The sequence below is a fragment of the Streptomyces sp. NPDC013187 genome (assembly GCF_042899705.1).
Taxonomy (GTDB): Bacteria; Actinomycetota; Actinomycetes; order Streptomycetales; family Streptomycetaceae; genus Streptomyces; species Streptomyces hawaiiensis_A.
In genome coordinates, this window is the sequence record NZ_JBIBAF010000002.1 from 571,632 (window position 1) to 590,490 (window position 18,859).

Sequence of the window (18,859 nt, forward strand, 5' to 3'; positions counted from 1 at the left end):
CGTGGAGCTCGGCGCGAAGGTCGAGCTGCCCGGCAAGGCGCTCGGGTAGTTCCGCATCGCACACGCCGAGGGGCGGCCACCTGGATCCAGGTGGCCGCCCCTCGGCGTTTCATGCGGCTCTGCTTGGCGCGCCCCGAAGGGGCGCGGGGAACTGCGCGACCGGCCACAGGCGGCCCGCAGTTGCCCACGGCGCACGCAACGGGCCGCTTACTTACCCTTGGCCGCTTCCTTGAGCTTCGAGCCCGCGGAGACCTTCACGCTGTAACCGGCGGGGATCTGGATGGGCTCGCCGGTCTGCGGGTTGCGGGCGGTGCGAGCGGCACGGTGGGTGCGCTCGAAGGTCAGGAAGCCGGGGATCGTGACCTTCTCGTCGCCCTTGGAGACGATGTCGCCGACGACGTCGGCGAACGCGGCCAGCACGGCGTCGGCGTCCTTGCGAGTCACCTCGGCGCGGTCGGCCAGCGCGGCCACCAGCTCACTGCGGTTCATGTTCTTACTCCCGTGTTCATCTTGCCGTTGAGGCGTCAGATCGAAGCCGATGCTGCCAGGGTCCTCGATGAGTCCCCGGACCCGGGTCCGTCGTCAGACCCTCGCGCCCAGGGACGCATCCTGCCCCTACCTGCGGCGGGAAAGCCAATCCGGCACCCGCAGGAGTCGTGAGAACACCCTTGGGGAGTCACACGAAAAGAGGGCCTGAGCCTTGCGCCACGATAGCTGCGCTGCTGACAGGGGTCTTGCGACGCGCCGGGTTCCCGGCGGCCGTGGGGTTACTCACAGTCCGGGGAGCCGACGCCCCCGGGCTCCCGCAGGGGCCCGGGCGGTCCGGGCCTCAGACGCCGGCCGTGCTGCCCGCCGTCGCGCCGGCCGCCTTGGCGGCCTCCCGCACGGCGCCGGCGACCGCGCCCGCGACCTTGTCGTTGAAGACGCTCGGAATGATGTAGTTCGGGTTCAGCTCGTCCTCGGTCACCACGTCCGCGAGGGCCGTCGCGGCGGCCAGCATCATCTCGGTGTTGACGGTGCGGGACTGCGCGTCGAGCAGACCGCGGAAGACACCCGGGAAGACCAGCACGTTGTTGATCTGGTTCGGGAAGTCCGAGCGGCCGGTGGCGACAACGGCCGCGGTCTGGCGGGCGATTGCCGGGTCGACCTCGGGGTCCGGGTTCGCAAGCGCGAACACGATGGCGTCCTCGGCCATGGCGGCCACGTCGTCGCCGTCGAGGACGTTCGGGGCGGAGACGCCGATGAAGACGTCGGCGCCGCGCACGGCCTCCTTGAGCGTGCCCGTGAGGCCCTCGGGGTTGGTGTTGTCGGCGATCCAGCGCAGCGCCGAGTCCGGGGCGGCGTCCACGAGGTCCTCGCGGCCCGCGTGGACGACGCCGTGGATGTCGGCGACGACGGCGTTCTTGACGCCCGCGGCGAGCAGCAGCTTCAGGATGGCCGTACCGGCCGCGCCGGCGCCGGACATGACGACGCGGATGTTCTCCATCGCCTTGCCGGCGACGCGCAGCGCGTTGGTCAGGGCGGCGAGGACGACGATCGCGGTGCCGTGCTGGTCGTCGTGGAAGACGGGGATGTCGAGGGCCTCGCGCAGCCGGGCCTCGATCTCGAAGCAGCGCGGGGCGGAGATGTCCTCGAGGTTGATGCCCGCGAAGCCCGGGGCGATCGCCTTGACGATCTCGACGATCGCGTCGGTGTCCTGGGTGTCGAGGCAGATCGGCCAGGCGTCGATGCCGGCGAACCGCTTGAACAGGGCGGCCTTGCCCTCCATGACGGGCAGGGCGGCCTTGGGGCCGATGTTGCCCAGGCCCAGCACGGCGGAGCCGTCCGTCACGACCGCAACGGAGTTGCGCTTGATGGTGAGGCGGCGGGCGTCCTCGGGGTTCTCGGCGATCGCCATGCAGACGCGGGCCACGCCCGGGGTGTAGACCATGGACAGGTCGTCACGGTTGCGGATGGGGTGCTTGGACGCCATCTCGATCTTGCCGCCGAGGTGCATGAGGAAGGTCCGGTCCGAGACCTTGCCCAGGGTGACGCCCTCGATGCCGCGGAGTTCCTCGACGATCTCGTCCGCGTGCGCGGTCGACGTCGCCGCGATGGTGACGTCGATGCGGAGCTTCTCGTGACCGGACGCGGTGACGTCGAGGCCGGTCACCGAGCCTCCGGAGGACTCCACGGCGGTGGTGAGCTGCGAGACGGCGGTTCCGCTCGCGGGCACCTCCAGCCGGACCGTCATCGAGTAGGAGACGCTGGGCGCCGTTGCCATGGCCGACTTCCTCTGCTTTCACCTGACGCTGAGTTGTGCCGTCCGATCGTCGCACCTACCGCTGAGTAGCAGGTAGCCGCCCTCGATTGCGAACGTTTTGTTCGCGGAATGGGGCAGCAAAAAGAGACCCACGTCACGTGGACGTGGGTCTCTTCATAAGTAAGTGGCACCGACCCGCCATGCTCGCCTCGCGGCAAGTGGTCGCTCGTAGCGACGAAGGTTGGGCCCGGGGGCTTGGATCGAGCCGGTGCCACATCCAGGCTAACAAACAGATCCCGTAAGGCCATTCCCGTATCGGTAGTTCATTTCGCCGGCAAGTGGGTATCGGGCCTCAGTCCCTGAGCAGGTCCGCAACTCCCGCCGCGTCGGGCTCGTCCCGGTCGGCCGAGACGACCGTGAGCTGCTGGGTGGCCCGGGTCAGCGCGACATAGAGGACGCGCAGTCCGGCCGGGGACTCGTCGGCGATCTCCGCCGGGGAGACCACGACCGTCGCGTCGTACTCCAGGCCCTTGGCCTCCAGGCTGCCGAGGGCCACGACCCGGTCGCCGAGGCCGGCGAGCCAGCGGCGGGCCTCCTCGCGGCGCTGCATGGCGACGACCACGCCGACCGTGCCGTCGACGCGTTCCAGCAGCCGGGCCGCCTCGTCGCGGACGGTGGCGCCCAGCGTGTCCTCCACAACGGTGAAGCGGGGTTCGACGCCGGTGGAGCGGACCGCCTTCGGTGACACCGAGCCGGGCATGGCGAGGGCGAGGACCTTCGAGGCCAGGTCGGCGATCTCGGCCGGGTTGCGGTAGTTCACCGTGAGTTCGAAGCGGCGGCGGGGGCGGGTGCCGAGGGCCTCGTCGCGAGCCTCGGCGGCCTCGTCCGGGTCGGACCAGGAGGACTGGGCCGGGTCGCCGACGACCGTCCAGGTGGCGTGCCGGCCGCGGCGGCCGACCATGCGCCACTGCATCGGGGTGAGGTCCTGCGCCTCGTCGACGATGACGTGGGCGTACTCGACGCGTTCCTGCGCGAGGCGTTCGGCGCGCTCGCGCTGCGACTCCTCGCGCACCGGCATCAGCTCCTCCAGGCCGGTGAGCTGGTCGAGCGGGTCGAGTTCGCGCTTCCGGCGGGGGCGGGCCGGGGCGCCGAGGACGGCCTGGAGCTCGTCGAGCAGGGCGATGTCGTGCACCGAGCGGCCCTCGCGCTTGAGGGACCGGGCCACCTTGCGGACCTCGCCGGGGTTGAGGATGCGCCGGGCCCAGCGGCCGAGGCGGCGTTCGTCGGCCATGGCGTCCAGGACGGCCGCCGGGGTCAGCTCCGGCCACCAGGCGTCGAGGAAGGCGATGAAGGCGTCCTCGGAGGTGATGTCCTCGTCGAAGGAGGAGCGCAGCTCGGCCGCGAGTTCGGGGTCGCTGTGCCGGCCGGCCGCGCCGGACCGCTCCCACAGGGCGTCCAGGAGGAGCTTGCGGGCGCGCGGGCGCAGCAGGTTCACGGGAGCGGTGCCGCCGAGGGCGGAGCGGCGGATGCCGTCCAGTTCCCCGGCTTCCAGCTCCAGGCGGCGGCCGAAGGCGACCACGCGCAGCCGCTCCGGCGGATCGTTCAGCTCCAGGGCGCCGCGCGCGGCCTTCCGCAGCACCTTGAGCATGCGGGAGGAGCCCTTGGCGCGGGCCACGGACGGTGAGTCGTAGACCGTGGCCTCGCTGCCCTCGACCAGGGAGCCGATGGCGCGGATGGCGACCTGGCCCTCTTCGCCGAGGGAGGGCAGCACGCCCTCGGTGTAGGCGACGAGCAGCGGGGTGGGCGAGACGATCAGGATGCCGCCCGCGTAGCGGCGCCGGTCCTGGTAGAGGAGGTAGGCGGCGCGGTGCAGGGCGACGGCGGTCTTGCCGGTGCCCGGGCCGCCCTCGACGTACGTCACGGAGGCGGCGGGGGCGCGGATGACCAGGTCCTGCTCGGCCTGGATGGAGGCGACGATGTCGCGCATGGTGTGGCTGCGGGCCTGGCCGAGCGCGGCCATCAGGGCGCCGTCGCCGATGACGGGCAGTTCGTCGCCGTCGAGGTACGCCGTCAGCTCGGGGCGCATCAGGTCGTCCTCGACGCCCAGGACCCGGCGGCCCTTGGAGCGGATGACACGGCGCCGGACGACGCGGCCGGGGTCGACCGGGGTGGAGCGGTAGAAGGGTGCGGCGGCCGGGGCCCGCCAGTCGATGACCAGCGGCGCGTAGTCCCGGTCGAGGACGCCGATGCGGCCGATGTGCAGGGTCTCGGCGATGTCGGCGGTGTTGTCGGGGCGCACGGCGCCCTCCGCCGGCTCGATGGCGGTGTACGCCCCGTCGGGGCCCTTCTTGCCGTCCTTGCCGGTCAGGAGGTCGATCCGGCCGAAGAGGAAGTCCTCGAACTCGTTGTTGAGCCGGCTGAGGTGGATGCCCGCGCGGAAGACCTGGGCGTCCCGCTCGGCGAGTGCGCCGGGGGTGCCGACCTGCCCGCGCCGGGCCGCGTCCTGCATCAGGAACTCCGCCTCGTGGATCTTCTCCTCGAGGCGCCGGTACACCCGGTCCAGGTGTTCCTGTTCGACGTGGATCTCCCGGTCACGAACCGAATCGTGCACCGAACCGACCGCGCCTTGTCTGTGAGCCTGAGCGGCCACCGGGCCCCCTTCTGACGTGCTGGGCAGCCGTCAACCGTACGCGAAGGGGACCCCTGGAAGCTACGGGCCGGCTGGCAGACGCGGGACCTGTTGCCCCAATGGCGCCCGCCGGGCCGCCGAACGGCCCTACGCGTCGACCTCGACCAGCCGCTTGCCGTCGAAGGTGACGACCTCGAAGTGGTCGATCTCGTTCGGCTCGAAGGCGGCGCCGCCCTGGACGTACAGGGGCTCCTTGGCCTTGTCGGACTTGGCGTCCGGGAGGCCGTAGCCCCACTCCGGGACGGACCAGGAGGACAGGGTCTCGCGCTCGCCGTTCTTGCCCACCGCGACGAGGGCGCACTTGAGCGGGCCCTTGACGTTCTTCAGCTCCAGGACCATGCCCGTGCCCCAGTCCTTCTTCTGGAGGGCGACGGTGGCGGAGACCTTGGTGTTCGGGTCGGTGGCGGTGATCTTGTCGGAGATGCCCTCGAAGGCGGCCTTCGCGGGGCTCGCCGCGAGCGGGCGGTTCTCGGCTCCGCCGCTGCCGTCGCCGCCGTTCGTCGCGACCGCGACGAAGGGGCCGCCGATGATCAGCGCGCCGGCCGCGGCCACCATGTAGAAGCTGCGGCGGCGCTTCTGGGCGCGGCGGTCGGCGACCTCGTCGACCAGCTTCTCCACCAGGCGCGGCCGGGGCTTCGCGGACAGGGAATCGCCGATCGCGGGTGTGCTGCCGGAGCCGGGCAGATCGGCGAGGGCGGCGAGCATCGGCTCCATGCCGGCCAGTTCGTCGAGCTGCTGGGCGCACCATTCACAGGTGGCGAGGTGGGCTTCGAATGCGGTTGCTTCGGCGTCGTCGAGGATGCCGAGGGCGTAGGCGCCGACGGTCTCGTGCTCGTTCGGCACCGGAGATTCCTGCATGGGGCCAGACATACCCATGCCTCCCGTACCGAACCCTTGGTTACCCCCGTAAACACTCATCACGCCGTCACCCCCCGCTCCTCCAGTGCGAGCTTCATCGAACGCAGGGCGTAGAAGACCCTGGAGCGGACGGTGCCGCTGGGTATGCCCAGGGTCTCGGCCGCCTCATTGACGGTACGCCCCTTGAAGTACGTCTCGACGAGCACCTCCCGGTGGGCGGGGGTCAGGTCGTCGAGTGCGTCCGAGAGAGTCATCAGCCACAGCGCCTTGTCGATCTCGTCCTCCGCGGGGATGACCTCCAGCGGCGACGGGTCGACCTCCTGCGGCCGGGCCTGCCGGCTGCGGTGGCCGTCGATGACGATGCGCCGGGCGACCGTCACCAGCCAGGGGCGTACCGATCCGGTCGCTCTGTTGAGCTGACCGGCGTTCTTCCAGGCACGGATGAGCGTCTCCTGCACGACGTCCTCGGCGCGCTGCCGGTCTCCGGCGACCAGGCGCAGGACGTATGCCAGCAGGGGTCCGGCGTGTTCGCGATAGAGCGCACGCATCAGCTCCTCATCGGGTTCCGAGGGCTGGGACATGCGATGTCGGGCCCTCGGTGCACGTTCATTGGCCACGACGGAATCTTTGCGCACGCCCACCTCCGGTGTCCGGGGGTTCCCCCAGTCGGTCGCTCCACATGCCGTACGGAAACGAGCGGTTGGGCGTTCAAAGAGACCCGACAGTTTTCTTCAAGATGACGTGACGAGCGGGACATGGGGTCACATTCCCACCCCGCGTTCTTTACATTTCCGCCACATCGGCAAGATCAAGCCAGGCCTTCCCTACGGTGGCGTAGGTAAACGGCATGTAATCGAAATCACTTCACCACCGCGGTCGCAGAAGTAGCATTTAGGACAAGGGAATTGAGTGCACGGACCACTCAATTCCGTTTCACGCGCGGGCGAGTGCCGCGCGGCGGCGATGCCGGGCGACGCGTTCGCGGTTCCCGCAGACCTCACTGGAGCACCAGCGCCTCCTGCGTCCGCGGGAGGTGTCGAGGTACACGATGGGGCAGTTGTCCCCTTCGCACTGGCGCAGGGCCGCGCGGGCGACGGGGTCGGTGAGCAGGTCCACGGCGTCCCGGGCGACGGCCGCGAGCAGGGCGGCACAGCCGGGCGGGCCGTCCAGCCTTCGCAGCAGCCGGCCGTCTTCGCCGCGGACCGCGCGGGGTGCCGGGGGCGCGGTGCGGGCCAGGTCGTTCACGCGGGCGAGGGCCAGGTCGTACGTCGCCACTCCGGGTCTCGGCCTGCAGCGCACCAACCGGTCGACCTGGGCGCGCAGTTCACGGAAGGCGAGCAGCCAGCCGGTGTCGGCGTGGGCCAGGTCGGTGTCCGCCGGGACGAGCCCGGAGCCGGTGATCCAGGCGCGCAGCACGTCCACGGAGTCGAGCCGTTCCTCGGGGTGCGTGGTGGTCAGCAGGTCCAGGCAGATCCGCCCGGTGTCGAAGCGCAGCTCGTTGGAGGCCGTGGCCGTGCTCAGTGCCATGTGCCTGTCACCGCCTAGGGGTTCACCCCGGTCGCGAGGGCTTCGGTGAGACGCCGGTGAGAGGGCCGGTGGACCGCTCCCTCTTACAGTGCCTGCCCGCCACGACTCCGGAAACCCCCCGCGCACACGCCGACGCGACGGGTGCCCCGACCGGCCGCCACCGCGCGGACACACCCCCGGGCCGGGCCACTGCGCGGCGTCCCGCTCGGGATCGGCCGACAGAGGCGGATTCCGGCTCAACCCCCGGACGGGCTCACGCGTCCGCGTACTTCGTCTCCGCGCTCGGGTCCAGGGCCAGGCGGTAGCCCCGCTTGACCACCGTCTGGATCAGCTTGGGGGTGCCGAGAGCCGTGCGCAGGCGGGCCATGGCGGTCTCCACCGCGTGTTCGTCGCGGCCGGAGCCGGGAAGGGCCCGCAGGAGGTCCGCGCGGGCGACGACCCAGCCGGGGCGGCGGGAGAGGGCGCGCAGAAGGGCCATGCCGGCGGGCGGGACGGGTTTGAGGGCACCGTCCACCACGACGGCGTGGCCGCGGATCTCCACACGGTGCCCGGCGACGGGCAACGAGCGGGCCCGCGCGGGCAGTTCCTGGCAGAGGATCTGGACCAGAGGGCCGAGCCGGAAGCGTTCGGGCTGGATCGTGTCGATGCCGCGGGACTGCAGGGGCAGGGCGGTGACCGGGCCCACGCAGGCCGGCAGGACGTCGTGGCTCAGGGCCGCCAGCACCTCGTCGAGCAGTCCGCGGTCCTTCGCACGGGAGAGGAGGGAGGCCGCGGCCGGGGCACTGGTGAAGGTGACCGCGTCCAGGGCCCGGGCGACGGTCGCGTCCAGCAGACGGTCGACCGGGGTGATGTCCTCCGGCGGCATCCAGCGGTAGACGGGCACCCCGACCACCTCGGCCCCGCCCTCCCGCAGCGCCTCCACGAAGCCGGGCAGCGGCTCACCGTGCAGCTGGATGGCGATCCGCAGACCCTCGACCCCCTCCTCCAGGAGCCGGTCCAGCACCTCCGCCATGGACTCCGACGACGGCGACCACTCCTCGGTCAGCCCGGCGGCCCTGACCGCGCCCTTGACCTTGGGCCCGCGCGCCATGATCCGTACGCCGCCCAGCCGCGACAGCAACTCCTCCCCCAGCCCCCAGCCGTCGGCGGCCTCGACCCAGCCGCGGAAGCCGATCGCGGTCGTGGCCACGACGATGTCCGGCACCTGCTCGATGATGTCCTTCGTCGCGGCCAGCAGCTCGCTGTCGTCGGCGAGGGGCACGATCCGCAGGGCAGGGGCGTGCAGGACGGCGGCACCGCGTCGCTGCAGCAGCACCCCGAGCTCGTCGGCCCGGCGCGCGGCCGTCACACCTACGGTGAAACCCGCCAGGGGCCCGTGGTCCGGTCGCTGTTCTTCGTACATGGCTCTCGTCCCGCACTCGAGTCGTCGTACTTCGTGGGTACGGCGTACCTACATGCCGATCGAGCCTGTCAACGGCTCGTGACAGGCTCGGATCGGCGGGATGTCGCTGGTGTTACGTCAGACCTTGGCGTAGCTGAGCTGCGGCTCCGCGTCCGAGGTCGCCGTGACGGCGGGTACCCGGGGGGTCGTACGGCGAAGGTATACGGACCAGGTGACCGCGAAGCAGACCGCGTAGAAGGCGAGGAAGGCGACGAACGCCCCGGTGCCCGAACCGTAGGAGAGGAAGGACTGGCGGAAGGCGAGGTTGATGCCGACACCGCCGAGCGCGCCCACCGCGCCGATCAGGCCCATGGAGGCCCCGGACAGCCGCCGCCCGTACGCCGCCGCCGCCTCACCCTGCAGCCCCTTGGCCAAGGCCTTGTTCTGGAAGATGCCCGGGATCATCTTGAACGTCGAGCCGTTGCCGAGCCCGCTGAGCACGAACAGCACCACGAACGCCCCGGTGAACAGTGCCAGCGACTTCTCCATGGAGGCACCGATCAGGACCGCCGTGGCGACGCCCATGGCGACGTAGTTCCACAGGCTGATCTTCGCCCCGCCGTACTTGTCGGCCATCCAGCCGCCCAGGGGCCGGATCAGCGAGCCGAGGAGCGGACCGATGAAGGTGACGTACGCCGCCTCCAGCGGGGTGCGTCCGAACTGGTTCTGGAGGACCTGACCGAAGGCGAAGCTGTAGCCGATGAACGACCCGAACGTGCCGATGTAGAGGAAGGACATGATCCACGTGTGGCCGTCCCGCGCGGCGTCCTTGGCGGCACCGGTGTCGTTCTTGACGTTCTCCAGGTTGTCCATGAACAGCGCGGCCATGACGGCGGCTACGACGATCAGCGGGATGTAGATCCCGAGCAGCACGCGCGGCCCGCCGCCGGCGCCGATGATCCCGAGCGCGGCCAGCTGGATCACCGGTACGCCGATGTTGCCGCCGCCCGCGTTCAAGCCGAGGGCCCAGCCCTTCTTCCGCAGCGGGAAGAAGGCGTTGATGTTGGTCATGGAGGAGGCGAAGTTGCCGCCGCCGATGCCGGCGAGGAGGCCGACGAGGAGGAAGGTGGAGAAGGAGGTGCCCGGTTCCATCACGGTGAACGCGGCGACGGTCGGGACGAGGAGGAGGCCGGCGGAGATGATCGTCCAGTTCCGTCCGCCGAAGATCGCCACGGCGAAGGTGTAGGGGACGCGGACGACTGCGCCGACCAGCGTGACCATCGAGGTCAGCATGAACTTGTCGGCGGGGGTCAGTCCGTACTCCGGACCCATGAACAGCACCAGCACGGACCACAGGGTCCAGATCGAGAAGCCGATGTGCTCGGACAGCACGGAGAAGAAGAGGTTCCGGCGGGCGACCTTCTCCCCGGTCTCCTTCCAGAACGTCTCGTTCTCCGGGTCCCAGTGCCGGATCCAGCGTCCGCCCTTGCTCGGGGGTGCGGGTGCTGTGCCAGGACCTGTCATGACGCCTCCACTGTGCTCCGGGCTCGGTCGTACTTCGACTGACTGGTCCCGAAGGTAGGGAGGGCGCGTTTCCTGTCGTGTGGCACCGAGTGACCGCGAGGGAACTTTGCTCTCACCCCGGGCTCGGGCGGGATGAGAGGTTCCGGGAGGTTTCCGCTCAGTGCTGCGGAGGCTGCCCATGGGGGTTCTGCTGGGGGTGGGGCTGCTGGTACGGCTGGGCATACGGGCCCGGGGGCTGCGCACCGTAGGGGCCGGGCGCGGGCTGACCCGGGTAAGGGGCCTGCGCGGGCTGACCGGAGTAGGGAGCCTGCGCGGGCCGGCCGGGGTAGGGGGCTTGCGCGGGCTGACCACCGTAAGGAGCCTGCGCGGGCTGACCCGGGTAAGGGGCCTGCCCGGGCCCGCCGGGGTACGGTCCGGGTGCCGGCTGGGCGTACGGTCCGGGTGCCGGCTGGGCGTACGGCCCGGGCGTCTGCTGCCCGTAGGCCGCCGGCGCCCCCATCGCCGGACCCGGCACGGCCCCGTACGGCCCGCCCGCGAACGGGTTGCCCTGCCCGGGCTGCTGCGCCCCGGGCGGCAGATACCGCAGCCGCCCGTTCTCGTCGTGCACCGGCATGAAGCCCGCCGTCCGCAGCCGGGCCGCGAACTTGGCGTTGCGCTTGCGCGTCACCAGGAAACCGATGCCGAAGACCGCCATGAGCAGCAGCCACACCACACCGGCCGCGACGAAGTCGGAGGACTCGCCCCCGGAACGGAAGGCGAGGATCACACAGCCGACGGTGACGCCCAGGGCCCCGTACCCCATGCGCTTCTCGGCGCTCTTGCCGGTGAGGTCGAAGTTGATACGGGCCTTGAGGAGTTCGAACGCGTCCGGCACGAGGGGCGGCAGGGAGACGCCGTCCGCCGCATGGGGGTACTGCGCCCAGTTCTGCCCGGCCCGGGCCCGGGCCTGCGGGCTCGGATCGGGCACGAGCAGCATGATGAGCGCGCCGTTGCGGCCGCTGCTCTGGCGGACGTCGGCGTACTCGTAGCCGAACTGCTGGGCCACGAAGGCCAGCCGGGCGAGCTTCTTCACGGACGCCATCGGGCTGGTCAGCTCGACCGGTTCCCCGCTCGCCATCAGCCGCAGCATCTTCTGTGTCTGCCGCTTGCTCATTCCACCGCTCCCCCGGGCCACCCGTTCACAGACGCAACTCGGGCAGTTTTGCACACGGGCAAAGCCCCGGGGAACGGGCCTCCCCGCGCCGGCCCACCCCCTACCGCCGGCGCCTCCTGCTCTTGCCGCCGCGCCCGTTCGGCCACCACCGTGGCGATCGCTTCGCCGCGATGTCCTCGACCCAGCCGAACGTGAGGATCGCCGCGCCGATCAGCGGCCAGACCAGGGCGAACATCCAGAGGGTGTACGTGGTGTCCAGGGCGGACACCGCGCTGTCGCTCTGGAGGAACGGCAGCTCGTACAACAGGTCGAGGATCGGGACCGTGGCCATGATGAGGAGGTTGTGCCAGAGGTAGATCGTGACGGCGCGGTTGTTGGAGAGGGTCACGAGCTTGTCCCACCTGGCCAGGCGGCCGGGGAGTTCGCGCCAGGACGGGGAGTACTGGAGGAGGATCACCACGAATCCGAAGGACCAGGCCGCCTGGGCCAGGGGGATGTCGTTGAGGTCCCAGCCGTCGGGGCCCAGGTGGCCCGAGGCCCACCACAGGCCGAAGGCCATGAGCAGGGCCGCGCAGGAGATCGACAGGTAGCGGGGGATCCGCTTGAGCAGGCCCTCGTGGTGGGCGAAGCCCAGGACCCAGCAGCCGCCGTAGACCGCGAAGTCGGTCACCGCGTTGCCCGTCTCGCCGGGGATCTTCACCAGGCCCGTGCCGACGACCGCCGTGAGGCCCAGTGGTGCCAGCAGCGTCGGCCAGGGGGCCCGGCGGAACGCCCACAGCAGCAGCGGAGAGGCGATGACGAACCAGAGGTAGGCCCGCAGGTACCACAGCGGACCGGCCGCCTGCACCGCCCAGGTCTCCTCCAGCAGGCCGGACTTGGCTCCGAGGTGCCAGGGGAAGGGCGGTGCGCCGACGGGGAAGAAGTAGTTGGCCAGATCGACGAGGCCCCAGGCACCGCCGTGGTCCGGGTCCTTCAGCGGATTCCAGCCGGCCGCGAACATCATCGCCAGCACCACCGCGCCGAACACCCAGAGCGGGGGCAGGAGCCGGCGGATCCGGCCCCGGATCACACCGAGGGCCGGGCGGTCCAACGAGCGCGCCATCAGGGAGCCCGCCAGCGCGAACATCACACCCATCGACGGGAACAGCACCGTCAGCCACGCCCAGCCGAACAGGTGGTAGACGACGACACGGACCAGGGCGATCGAACGCAGCAGGTCGAGGTAGCGGTCACGGCCGCCGCCCTGGCGCGCCGGCGCGGCGGGGGCGGTCGCGGTGGCCGTTCCGCCCGCCGGTGCGGGGTCGGTCGTGCGCTGCTGTGGCATGCCGGGGGCCGCCGATGACGTGGGGATCGGGTTTCCGTGGGTCATGCCACCGGCCTCCGCTCGTCACTGCTCTGGGAACGTTGGCGCGGCACGGGGCCGCCGCCGGGCGCGTCGACCACACCGGTGCGCCGCAGCTTCTGCCAGCGCAGCCGGCCACCGGTGAGGGCGGTGATCCAGGACTGGAGCAGGACGACGTACATCAGCTGGCGGTACAGGATCTGCTGCAGAGGCAGCGAGACGAGGTGGGTCATGCGCTCACGATCGAGTCGGAAGGCGTAGGCCGCGCAGACCGCCTGGATCGCCAGAACGCCGAGCCACGCCAGGATCGTCTTCTGGGTGGGGCCGAACACGAGGCCGTAGATGAGGAACACGTCGATCAGCGGGGCCAGCAGGGGCGCCAGGACCATGAAGAGGGACACCAGCGGCAGGCCGACGCGGCCGAAGCGGCCCGAGGGGCCCTTGTCCACCAGGGCCCGGCGGTGCTTCCAGATGGCCTGCATGGTGCCGTACGACCAGCGGTAGCGCTGGGACCACAGCTGCTGGACCGTCTCCGGCGCCTCGGTCCAGGCACGGGCGTTCTCCGCGTAGACCACGCGCCAGCCGTCGCGGTGCAGGGCCATGGTGATGTCGGTGTCTTCTGCGAGCGTGTCGTCACTCATGCCGCCGACCCGTTCCAGCGCGCTGCGGCGGAAGGCTCCGACCGCGCCGGGGATCGTCGGCATGCAGCGCAGTACGTCGTACATCCGGCGGTCGAGGTTGAAGCCCATCACGTATTCGATGTGCTGCCAGGCGCCGATGAGGGTGTCCTTGTTCCCGACCTTGGCGTTGCCCGCCACCGCGCCCACGCGCGGGTCGCCGAAGGGCTGCACCAGTTCGCGCACGGTGGACGGTTCGAAGACCGTGTCACCGTCCATCATCACGATCAGGTCGTACCGGGCGTTGGCCACACCGCGGTTGAGCGCGGCCGGTTTGCCCGCGTTGAGCTGGCGGACGACCCGGACGTTCGGCAGTCCCATGGCCTCTACGATCCGTGACGTGCCGTCGGAGGAGCCGTCGTCGATGACGAGGACCTCGATGGGGTGATCACTCTCGGCGAGGGAACGGACCGTGTTCTCGATGCACTTGGCCTCGTTGTACGCCGGGACGAGAACCGACACCGGTTCGGTGATCGGCGCTCCCCAGCGGAAGCCGCGGCGGCGCACCCGGCGTGCGTGCACCCCGGAGAGCAGCAGCATCAGCACGAAACGGCCGATGACCAGGGTGCCGACGATCGAGAGTCCGACGACCAGCCCGTCGGTGAGGTGCTCCGAGGCCTGGACCAGGAAGATCCACGCCGCGCCCTTCCACCGGTCGAGGCCGGTGACCCGGGAGTGCGCGCTCGGGGCGTCGAGGGCCTCGGTGAGGTTGCTGAACTCGTAGCCCTGCTCGTGCAGGTCGGGCAGCATGCGGTCCAGTGCCTCGACGGTCTGGTGGCGGTCACCGCCGGAGTCGTGCATCAGGACGATCGCGCCCTTGCCGCCCTTGGGCGTGGCACGTCGGACGATCTCGGCGACGCCGGGCTTGCGCCAGTCCTCGCTGTCGGTGTTGTTGACGACGGTGATGTAGCCGCGGTCGCCGATGTACTCGGTCACCGGCCAGGACCTGTTGTCCATGGCGTCGGCGAAGGAGGAGTACGGCGGCCGGAAGAGGGAGGTACGGATGCCCGCCGCGCCCGAGAGCGCGAGCTGGTTCTGGGACAGTTCCCAGTCGATGCGCTTCTTGGACTGGTAGGACAGGTCGGGGTGGTTGAAGGTGTGCAGACCGACCTCGTGGCCTTCCTCGACCATACGCCGGACCAGGTCGGGGTAGCGCGAGGCCATGGTGCCGGTGACGAAGAAGACCGCGTGTGCGTCGTGCTTCTTCAGAACGTCCAGGACTTTCGGCGTCCAGATCGGGTCGGGGCCGTCGTCGAAGGTGAGCACCAGGTGGTGGTCGGGCACGGTCAGGCTCTCGGTGCGGCCGCTGCGGGCATCGATGACGGGCCCGCCGTTCATGATCTTCTCCGGCACCCGGTCGGTGGCGGCGGGCGGCCTGACCCGGTGGTCGGCGAGGACCTCGCTGTGCACGTATCCGCGCAGCATGAGCATCGCCCCCAGCGCGACGAGCACGAGCAGGGGCAGCAACAGACGCATGGGCAGGCGCCGGCGCCTGGAGCCGCCAGGGGCTCGGGACGCGGGCCCGGAACGGCGAGTACGGGATGCCATGGGTGGTGGTACTCCGGGTGGTGCGGGATGGGATGGCACGGGGACGGGGCGGGCGGACGGTGTGGCGGGCAGGTCCGGCCGGGCGGGGCCGTCGCGGCTGCGCGCGGTGTCCGCGACGGCCTCGGGGGTCTCGCCGCGTGAGCGGGGCGGGACAAGACGGAGCGGCTGATCGCGAGGTGGTCCCGGCTCGGAGGACTCGGGTCCTCCGGGCCGGCGGGATCCGGTGGGAGAGGTGCGCCCGGCCGGAAGCGGTGGTGCGGCGCCCGGAGCGGCGGGCGCCGCACGTGCGACGCGACCCGGACGGCGACGCGGTTCAGGCGACGACGCGACCCGGACGGCGACGCGGTCTAGGCGGCGGGTGTCTCGGCCGGCTGCGGTTCGGCCGGGGCCTCCGCGACGGGCTGCGGCTCGGCCGGCCCTTCTGCGACGGTGCCGCCGTCGCCACCGGTGCCCGTCGTCTCGGTGGGCTGCGGTGTGGCCTCGCCCGTGGGTGTCGGGTCGGTGACCGGTGTGGTCGGCGGGTCCGCCGGTTCGGTCGGGGCGGGGTCGGTGGCCTTGGTGCCCGGTTTCGGGGTGGTCCGGGTCGCGGCCGGCGAGGGCTCGGCGGAGGCGCCGGGGCGCGTGCCGGGGTCGACGCCGGTGTCGGGCGCGGCGGCGCTGGGGCCGGGCGCGGGCGCGGTGGCGTCGCCGGTCGCCGGGGTGCTCTCGGGCGCGGTGACGCCGGTCTCCGCGGTGTCTCCGGGCGGTGCCGACTCGGCGGTCAGCGGCGGGCTGTCGACCTCCTGCCCGGCCGGCGGGTTGTCCTCCCTGGTCGGTACGGGCAGCCAGGGGGCGTTGGAGTTGCCCGACATCAGCGTGGCGACGATGACGATGGCGTAGACCCCGCAGGCCACGGCGACGGCCATGCCGATCCGGCGGTAGCGGCGGCTGCGGCGGCCGGACTCGTCGACGAAGACGGGCCGGTCCGCGGGCGCCTCGGCGCCCGTGCCTTCCTCGGCCCGGCGCAGGAAGCCGTCCCCGAGCTGCACGGCGTCGAGCTGGACGGTGACCTCGTGCGGATCGTGGGTCTGCCCGTCCGTGTCGCCGGCGTGCTCCGACGGGCCGGCTTCCTCCTGCTCCTGCCAGGGGTCGCGGACCGAGGTCCGGCTCACCGTGGCGAACGAAGCGTCCTCACCGTCGCTCTGGCGGGGAATGCCGGCCAGTACCTCCGTCCCGGCGGGCAGCCGGTGGCCGGTCGTCCGGACGTCATGACCGGGGAGGACCTGCGTGGCTCTCCGGTTCCGGACTCTTCCGTCCGACGGGAGTTCCCCGGTAGTTGTAGCGGCCTCGGGCCACTCGGGTTGGGCGTCTTCTCGCCACTCTTTCACGCGCACGCACTTCCCCCCACGGGATGGTTCAGGTGCGCTTGACGACCTGAGCACCCGCCGTCGGACCGGGCCCCCACCCGTCCGAACGCACCCCTATTACCACACCGTGCTCAGGCGTTGAATGTAGCGCACGGGGAGGTTGTGTGTGAGCGCGGGTGTCGAATCGTGTCAGTCGTGAGACGTCATGAGGACATCGTCACCGGCCGGAATCCACCCTCCGGTGGGCCGCCGCAGCCACCCCTCCTCGGCGGCGAGCCGGGCCGCCGCCCGCCGCAGCGCGTCGAACGCGGGGTGGGTCAGGCCCTTGCGCCACACCAGGGAGACGGGGGACAGCGGGACCGGGTCGACCAGGGGCCGCACCACCGTCGACGGCAGGGCGGGGAAGTCCACCACGGCCAGGATCGGGTTGCGTGTTCTGGCCATGATCCGCTGGAACTCCTCGTCTCCGACGGCCAGCGGCGCGGGTGGCGCGATCTCGATGTTCCGGCCCTCGAACAGCAGGCGCGCGAGGCCGGTCCACTCGGGCGTGCGCGGATTGCCGGCGCCCGCGTAGACGCTCTCACCGGCCAGCTCGGCCAGCGGCACGGACTCCCGGGCGGCGAGCCGGTGGTCCTCGGGCAGTACGACCGCCATCGGCTCGAAGCGCACGGGCTGGTGGTCGAGTCCGGCCCGCAGCGCCGGGGCCAGTCCGGCGAACCGTCCGAACGACGCGTCCAGCCGGCCCGCGAGCAGTTCATTGGCGGCTCCGGTCAGGCCGCTCTCGTAACGGGCCATCAGCTCGTGCCGGCGGGCGAGTTCACGCGCCTCGTGCAGGACGCGGCGCGGTGTGACCAGGCCGGGGGAATTGAGGTCGACCAGCAGCGGCCGGGCCTGGCCGAATGCGGCGAGCAGCTCGTCCTGGGCCCGGAGCACCCGGCGGGCGTACGGCAACAGCCGCTCCCCTTCGGGGGTGAGCGTCACCTGCCGGGTGGTCCGCACGAACAACTCGGCACCCAACTCCCGCTCCAGCCGCCGCACGTCCCGGCTGAGCGCCTGCTGAGCCACGTGCAACCGCACCGCGGCACGCGTGAAGTGCAACTCCTCGGCAACGGTGACGAAGCCACGCAGCAGGCGAGGGTCGAGGTGGGCGGACATGCGGTGAACCTACAGCGCCCCACGGGCCGGGCAGGCGGGGGTGCCGGGTCGCCGGGGCACCGGGGTTGCGGGGGGGGACCGGTGGCAGGCGGGGGTGGCAGGGGGTGGGGGCACAGGCGGCACCGGCGACACGCGGGTGTGCCGGGGCCCCAGGACACCCGCCGCACGCAGCGGTGCCCGGGCCGCGGGACACCCGCCACACGCAGCGGTGCCCGGGCCGCAGGACACCCGCCACACGCAGCGGTGCCCGGGCCACCGGCCCGCTCAGGTGCCGATGTTCCCTTGGGGGGTGCCGCCCTGCCCCCTCCCGGGGTCCGCTGCCCCTGGGGCTTCCGGCCCCGTCCGCCCTTCCGCGCCCGCCGCGGGCGGAGCCTGGCCCACCCTGTGACGCGGCACCGACCGCATCGGCGGCCTGGTCAGGGTGATCTGGCGGACGACCTGCTGGAAGCACGCCAGGGCCGCGAGGCCGGGCAGGGCCGCCGCCGCGATGCCGAGGATCGTCCGGGGCGCCTGGACGACGCACAGCAGCACGGCGATGGACGAGAAGACCAGGACCACGCACCAGGAGTGCACGGCACGGCGCTGGTGCAGCGCGGCCCTCAGGACGGACAGGGAGCCCACCAGCCACGGCCCGTACACCAGCAGGGGCCACCAGGTGCGCAGCCCCCGCGCCGCCGGGGACACGGCGACCAGACGCAGCGGGTCGTAGGCGACGACGCCGCTCAGGAGGCTCACCGCGGAAGCGATGACGGCGGCCAGCGCCGCGACGAGGAGGCTCGTGGTGCGGAGCACGCCCGCGGCCTTGCGGGCCCGGACCTTGCGGTGCCGTCTCGGAACCTCCCGCACGGGCGGCAGTTCCTCGGTGATGTCCTGGAGGCGCCGCATGTGGGTCACGGGCGCGGGGGCCGGGGCCGGGGCCGCGGCGGGGGGCAGGTCCTCGTCACGGGGGGCGGGGACCCTCGCCTGCTCACCGAGTGCTTCCTCGAGGATGAACGCGAGTTCCTCAGCGGGGTCCCAGGTCGGGTCCGGGGGTGTCAGGGGTGTGATGAAATCGCGGGCCGGAGCCCGGTGCCGGCCGGTGCCCTCAACTTTGTCGTGCACGGCGCGCCCCGCTTATTCCGCGAGCGCGAAAGCAGGCCAATCCGTCGCACTGATCCACCGCCGGGCAAGATCCTTCTCCAGCGTGCTCATGGCGTCGATGAAGTCGCGCAGCACCGCCTCGGTCACCTGCAGCGTGACCGGGCAACCGCCTTTGGTGAGCGTCCCGTTGACTGTCGCCGACGAGTGCGCTGGAGCGGGAATGTAGGTGTACGGGCCGAGCGTTACCGCCCAGCCGTCTTTCCTGGTCGCCTCGGTCATGTCTCGACTAACCGTCGGCCTACTTCCGCGGATGCGCGGCAAACGAGTGAAGGAATTT

15 protein-coding genes are annotated in these 18,859 nt (G+C 71.6%); all 15 read right to left on the minus strand.

Going from position 1 to position 18,859, the window contains the following annotated elements; translation table 11 throughout:
• Window positions 1–207: 207 nt before the first annotated feature.
• The 15 genes from ACFY5B_RS05805 to ACFY5B_RS05875 all read right to left on the minus strand — a co-directional run bounded on the left by ACFY5B_RS05805 (window position 208) and on the right by ACFY5B_RS05875 (window position 18,801).
• Window positions 208–489: an HU family DNA-binding protein gene (locus ACFY5B_RS05805; RefSeq protein WP_003990598.1), complete on the minus strand. Its 282-nt coding sequence runs from the start codon at window positions 487–489 to the stop codon at window positions 208–210.
• Window positions 490–829: 340 nt separating this feature from the next.
• Entirely contained in the window at window positions 830–2,263 is a 1,434-nt protein-coding gene (locus tag ACFY5B_RS05810) for an NAD-dependent malic enzyme (protein ID WP_389964993.1), read from the minus strand.
• A gap of 331 nt (window positions 2,264–2,594) precedes the next feature.
• Window positions 2,595–4,892 carry a HelD family protein gene (locus tag ACFY5B_RS05815; protein WP_389964996.1) on the minus strand — a complete coding sequence of 766 codons (2,298 nt, stop codon included), beginning with the start codon at window positions 4,890–4,892 and terminating at the stop codon, window positions 2,595–2,597.
• 126 nt (window positions 4,893–5,018) lie between these two features.
• Window positions 5,019–5,849 carry an anti-sigma factor family protein gene (locus tag ACFY5B_RS05820; protein WP_389964998.1) on the minus strand — a complete coding sequence of 277 codons (831 nt, stop codon included), beginning with the start codon at window positions 5,847–5,849 and terminating at the stop codon, window positions 5,019–5,021.
• Entirely contained in the window at window positions 5,849–6,370 is a 522-nt protein-coding gene (locus ACFY5B_RS05825) for a sigma-70 family RNA polymerase sigma factor (protein WP_010039908.1), read from the minus strand. Before ACFY5B_RS05825 ends, ACFY5B_RS05820 begins: the two co-directional genes overlap by 1 nt.
• Before the next feature lie 352 nt (window positions 6,371–6,722).
• Window positions 6,723–7,316: a CGNR zinc finger domain-containing protein gene (locus tag ACFY5B_RS05830; RefSeq protein WP_389965002.1), complete on the minus strand. Its 594-nt coding sequence runs from the start codon at window positions 7,314–7,316 to the stop codon at window positions 6,723–6,725.
• A gap of 253 nt (window positions 7,317–7,569) precedes the next feature.
• Window positions 7,570–8,718, minus strand: a complete 1,149-nt coding sequence (locus ACFY5B_RS05835) for a uroporphyrinogen-III synthase (RefSeq protein ID WP_389965005.1) — start codon at window positions 8,716–8,718, stop codon at window positions 7,570–7,572.
• Window positions 8,719–8,835: 117 nt separating this feature from the next.
• A complete protein-coding gene (locus tag ACFY5B_RS05840; protein WP_389965007.1) occupies window positions 8,836–10,221 on the minus strand; it encodes a nitrate/nitrite transporter in 1,386 nt (461 codons plus the stop codon).
• 157 nt (window positions 10,222–10,378) lie between these two features.
• Window positions 10,379–11,374 (minus strand): hypothetical protein, encoded by a 996-nt coding sequence (locus ACFY5B_RS05845; protein ID WP_389965010.1) that lies wholly within the window; start codon window positions 11,372–11,374, stop codon window positions 10,379–10,381.
• A 100-nt stretch (window positions 11,375–11,474) separates the two neighbouring features.
• Entirely contained in the window at window positions 11,475–12,743 is a 1,269-nt protein-coding gene (locus ACFY5B_RS05850) for an acyltransferase (protein ID WP_389965013.1), read from the minus strand.
• Entirely contained in the window at window positions 12,740–14,941 is a 2,202-nt protein-coding gene (locus ACFY5B_RS05855; protein ID WP_389965016.1) for a polysaccharide deacetylase family protein, read from the minus strand. The genes ACFY5B_RS05850 and ACFY5B_RS05855 overlap by 4 nt, the downstream gene beginning before the upstream one ends.
• A gap of 347 nt (window positions 14,942–15,288) precedes the next feature.
• Window positions 15,289–16,092 (minus strand): hypothetical protein, encoded by an 804-nt coding sequence (locus ACFY5B_RS05860; protein WP_389965019.1) that lies wholly within the window; start codon window positions 16,090–16,092, stop codon window positions 15,289–15,291.
• Window positions 16,093–16,476: 384 nt separating this feature from the next.
• Window positions 16,477–17,442 carry a LysR family transcriptional regulator gene (locus ACFY5B_RS05865; RefSeq protein WP_389965022.1) on the minus strand — a complete coding sequence of 322 codons (966 nt, stop codon included), beginning with the start codon at window positions 17,440–17,442 and terminating at the stop codon, window positions 16,477–16,479.
• 264 nt (window positions 17,443–17,706) lie between these two features.
• On the minus strand, window positions 17,707–18,543 hold the full coding sequence (locus tag ACFY5B_RS05870; RefSeq protein ID WP_389965025.1) for a hypothetical protein: 837 nt from the start codon (window positions 18,541–18,543) through the stop codon (window positions 17,707–17,709).
• A gap of 12 nt (window positions 18,544–18,555) precedes the next feature.
• Window positions 18,556–18,801 carry a hypothetical protein gene (locus tag ACFY5B_RS05875; RefSeq protein ID WP_053669824.1) on the minus strand — a complete coding sequence of 82 codons (246 nt, stop codon included), beginning with the start codon at window positions 18,799–18,801 and terminating at the stop codon, window positions 18,556–18,558.
• Window positions 18,802–18,859: the final 58 nt, after the last annotated feature.

Excerpts from the sequence above, each read along its gene's own strand:
- ACFY5B_RS05805 (WP_003990598.1), bottom strand. The coding sequence starts at position 489 with ATGAACCGCAGTGAGCTGGTGGCCGCGCTGGCCGACCGCGCCGAGGTG.
- ACFY5B_RS05810 (WP_389964993.1), bottom strand. The coding sequence starts at position 2,263 with ATGGCAACGGCGCCCAGCGTCTCCTACTCGATGACGGTCCGGCTGGAG.
- ACFY5B_RS05820 (WP_389964998.1), bottom strand. The coding sequence starts at position 5,849 with ATGAGTGTTTACGGGGGTAACCAAGGGTTCGGTACGGGAGGCATGGGT.
- ACFY5B_RS05825 (WP_010039908.1), bottom strand. The coding sequence starts at position 6,370 with ATGTCCCAGCCCTCGGAACCCGATGAGGAGCTGATGCGTGCGCTCTAT.
- ACFY5B_RS05830 (WP_389965002.1), bottom strand. The coding sequence starts at position 7,316 with ATGGCACTGAGCACGGCCACGGCCTCCAACGAGCTGCGCTTCGACACC.
- ACFY5B_RS05835 (WP_389965005.1), bottom strand. The coding sequence starts at position 8,718 with ATGTACGAAGAACAGCGACCGGACCACGGGCCCCTGGCGGGTTTCACC.
- ACFY5B_RS05840 (WP_389965007.1), bottom strand. The coding sequence starts at position 10,221 with ATGACAGGTCCTGGCACAGCACCCGCACCCCCGAGCAAGGGCGGACGC.
- ACFY5B_RS05845 (WP_389965010.1), bottom strand. The coding sequence starts at position 11,374 with ATGAGCAAGCGGCAGACACAGAAGATGCTGCGGCTGATGGCGAGCGGG.
- ACFY5B_RS05850 (WP_389965013.1), bottom strand. The coding sequence starts at position 12,743 with ATGACCCACGGAAACCCGATCCCCACGTCATCGGCGGCCCCCGGCATG.
- ACFY5B_RS05855 (WP_389965016.1), bottom strand. The coding sequence starts at position 14,941 with ATGGCATCCCGTACTCGCCGTTCCGGGCCCGCGTCCCGAGCCCCTGGC.
- ACFY5B_RS05865 (WP_389965022.1), bottom strand. The coding sequence starts at position 17,442 with ATGTCCGCCCACCTCGACCCTCGCCTGCTGCGTGGCTTCGTCACCGTT.
- ACFY5B_RS05875 (WP_053669824.1), bottom strand. The coding sequence starts at position 18,801 with ATGACCGAGGCGACCAGGAAAGACGGCTGGGCGGTAACGCTCGGCCCG.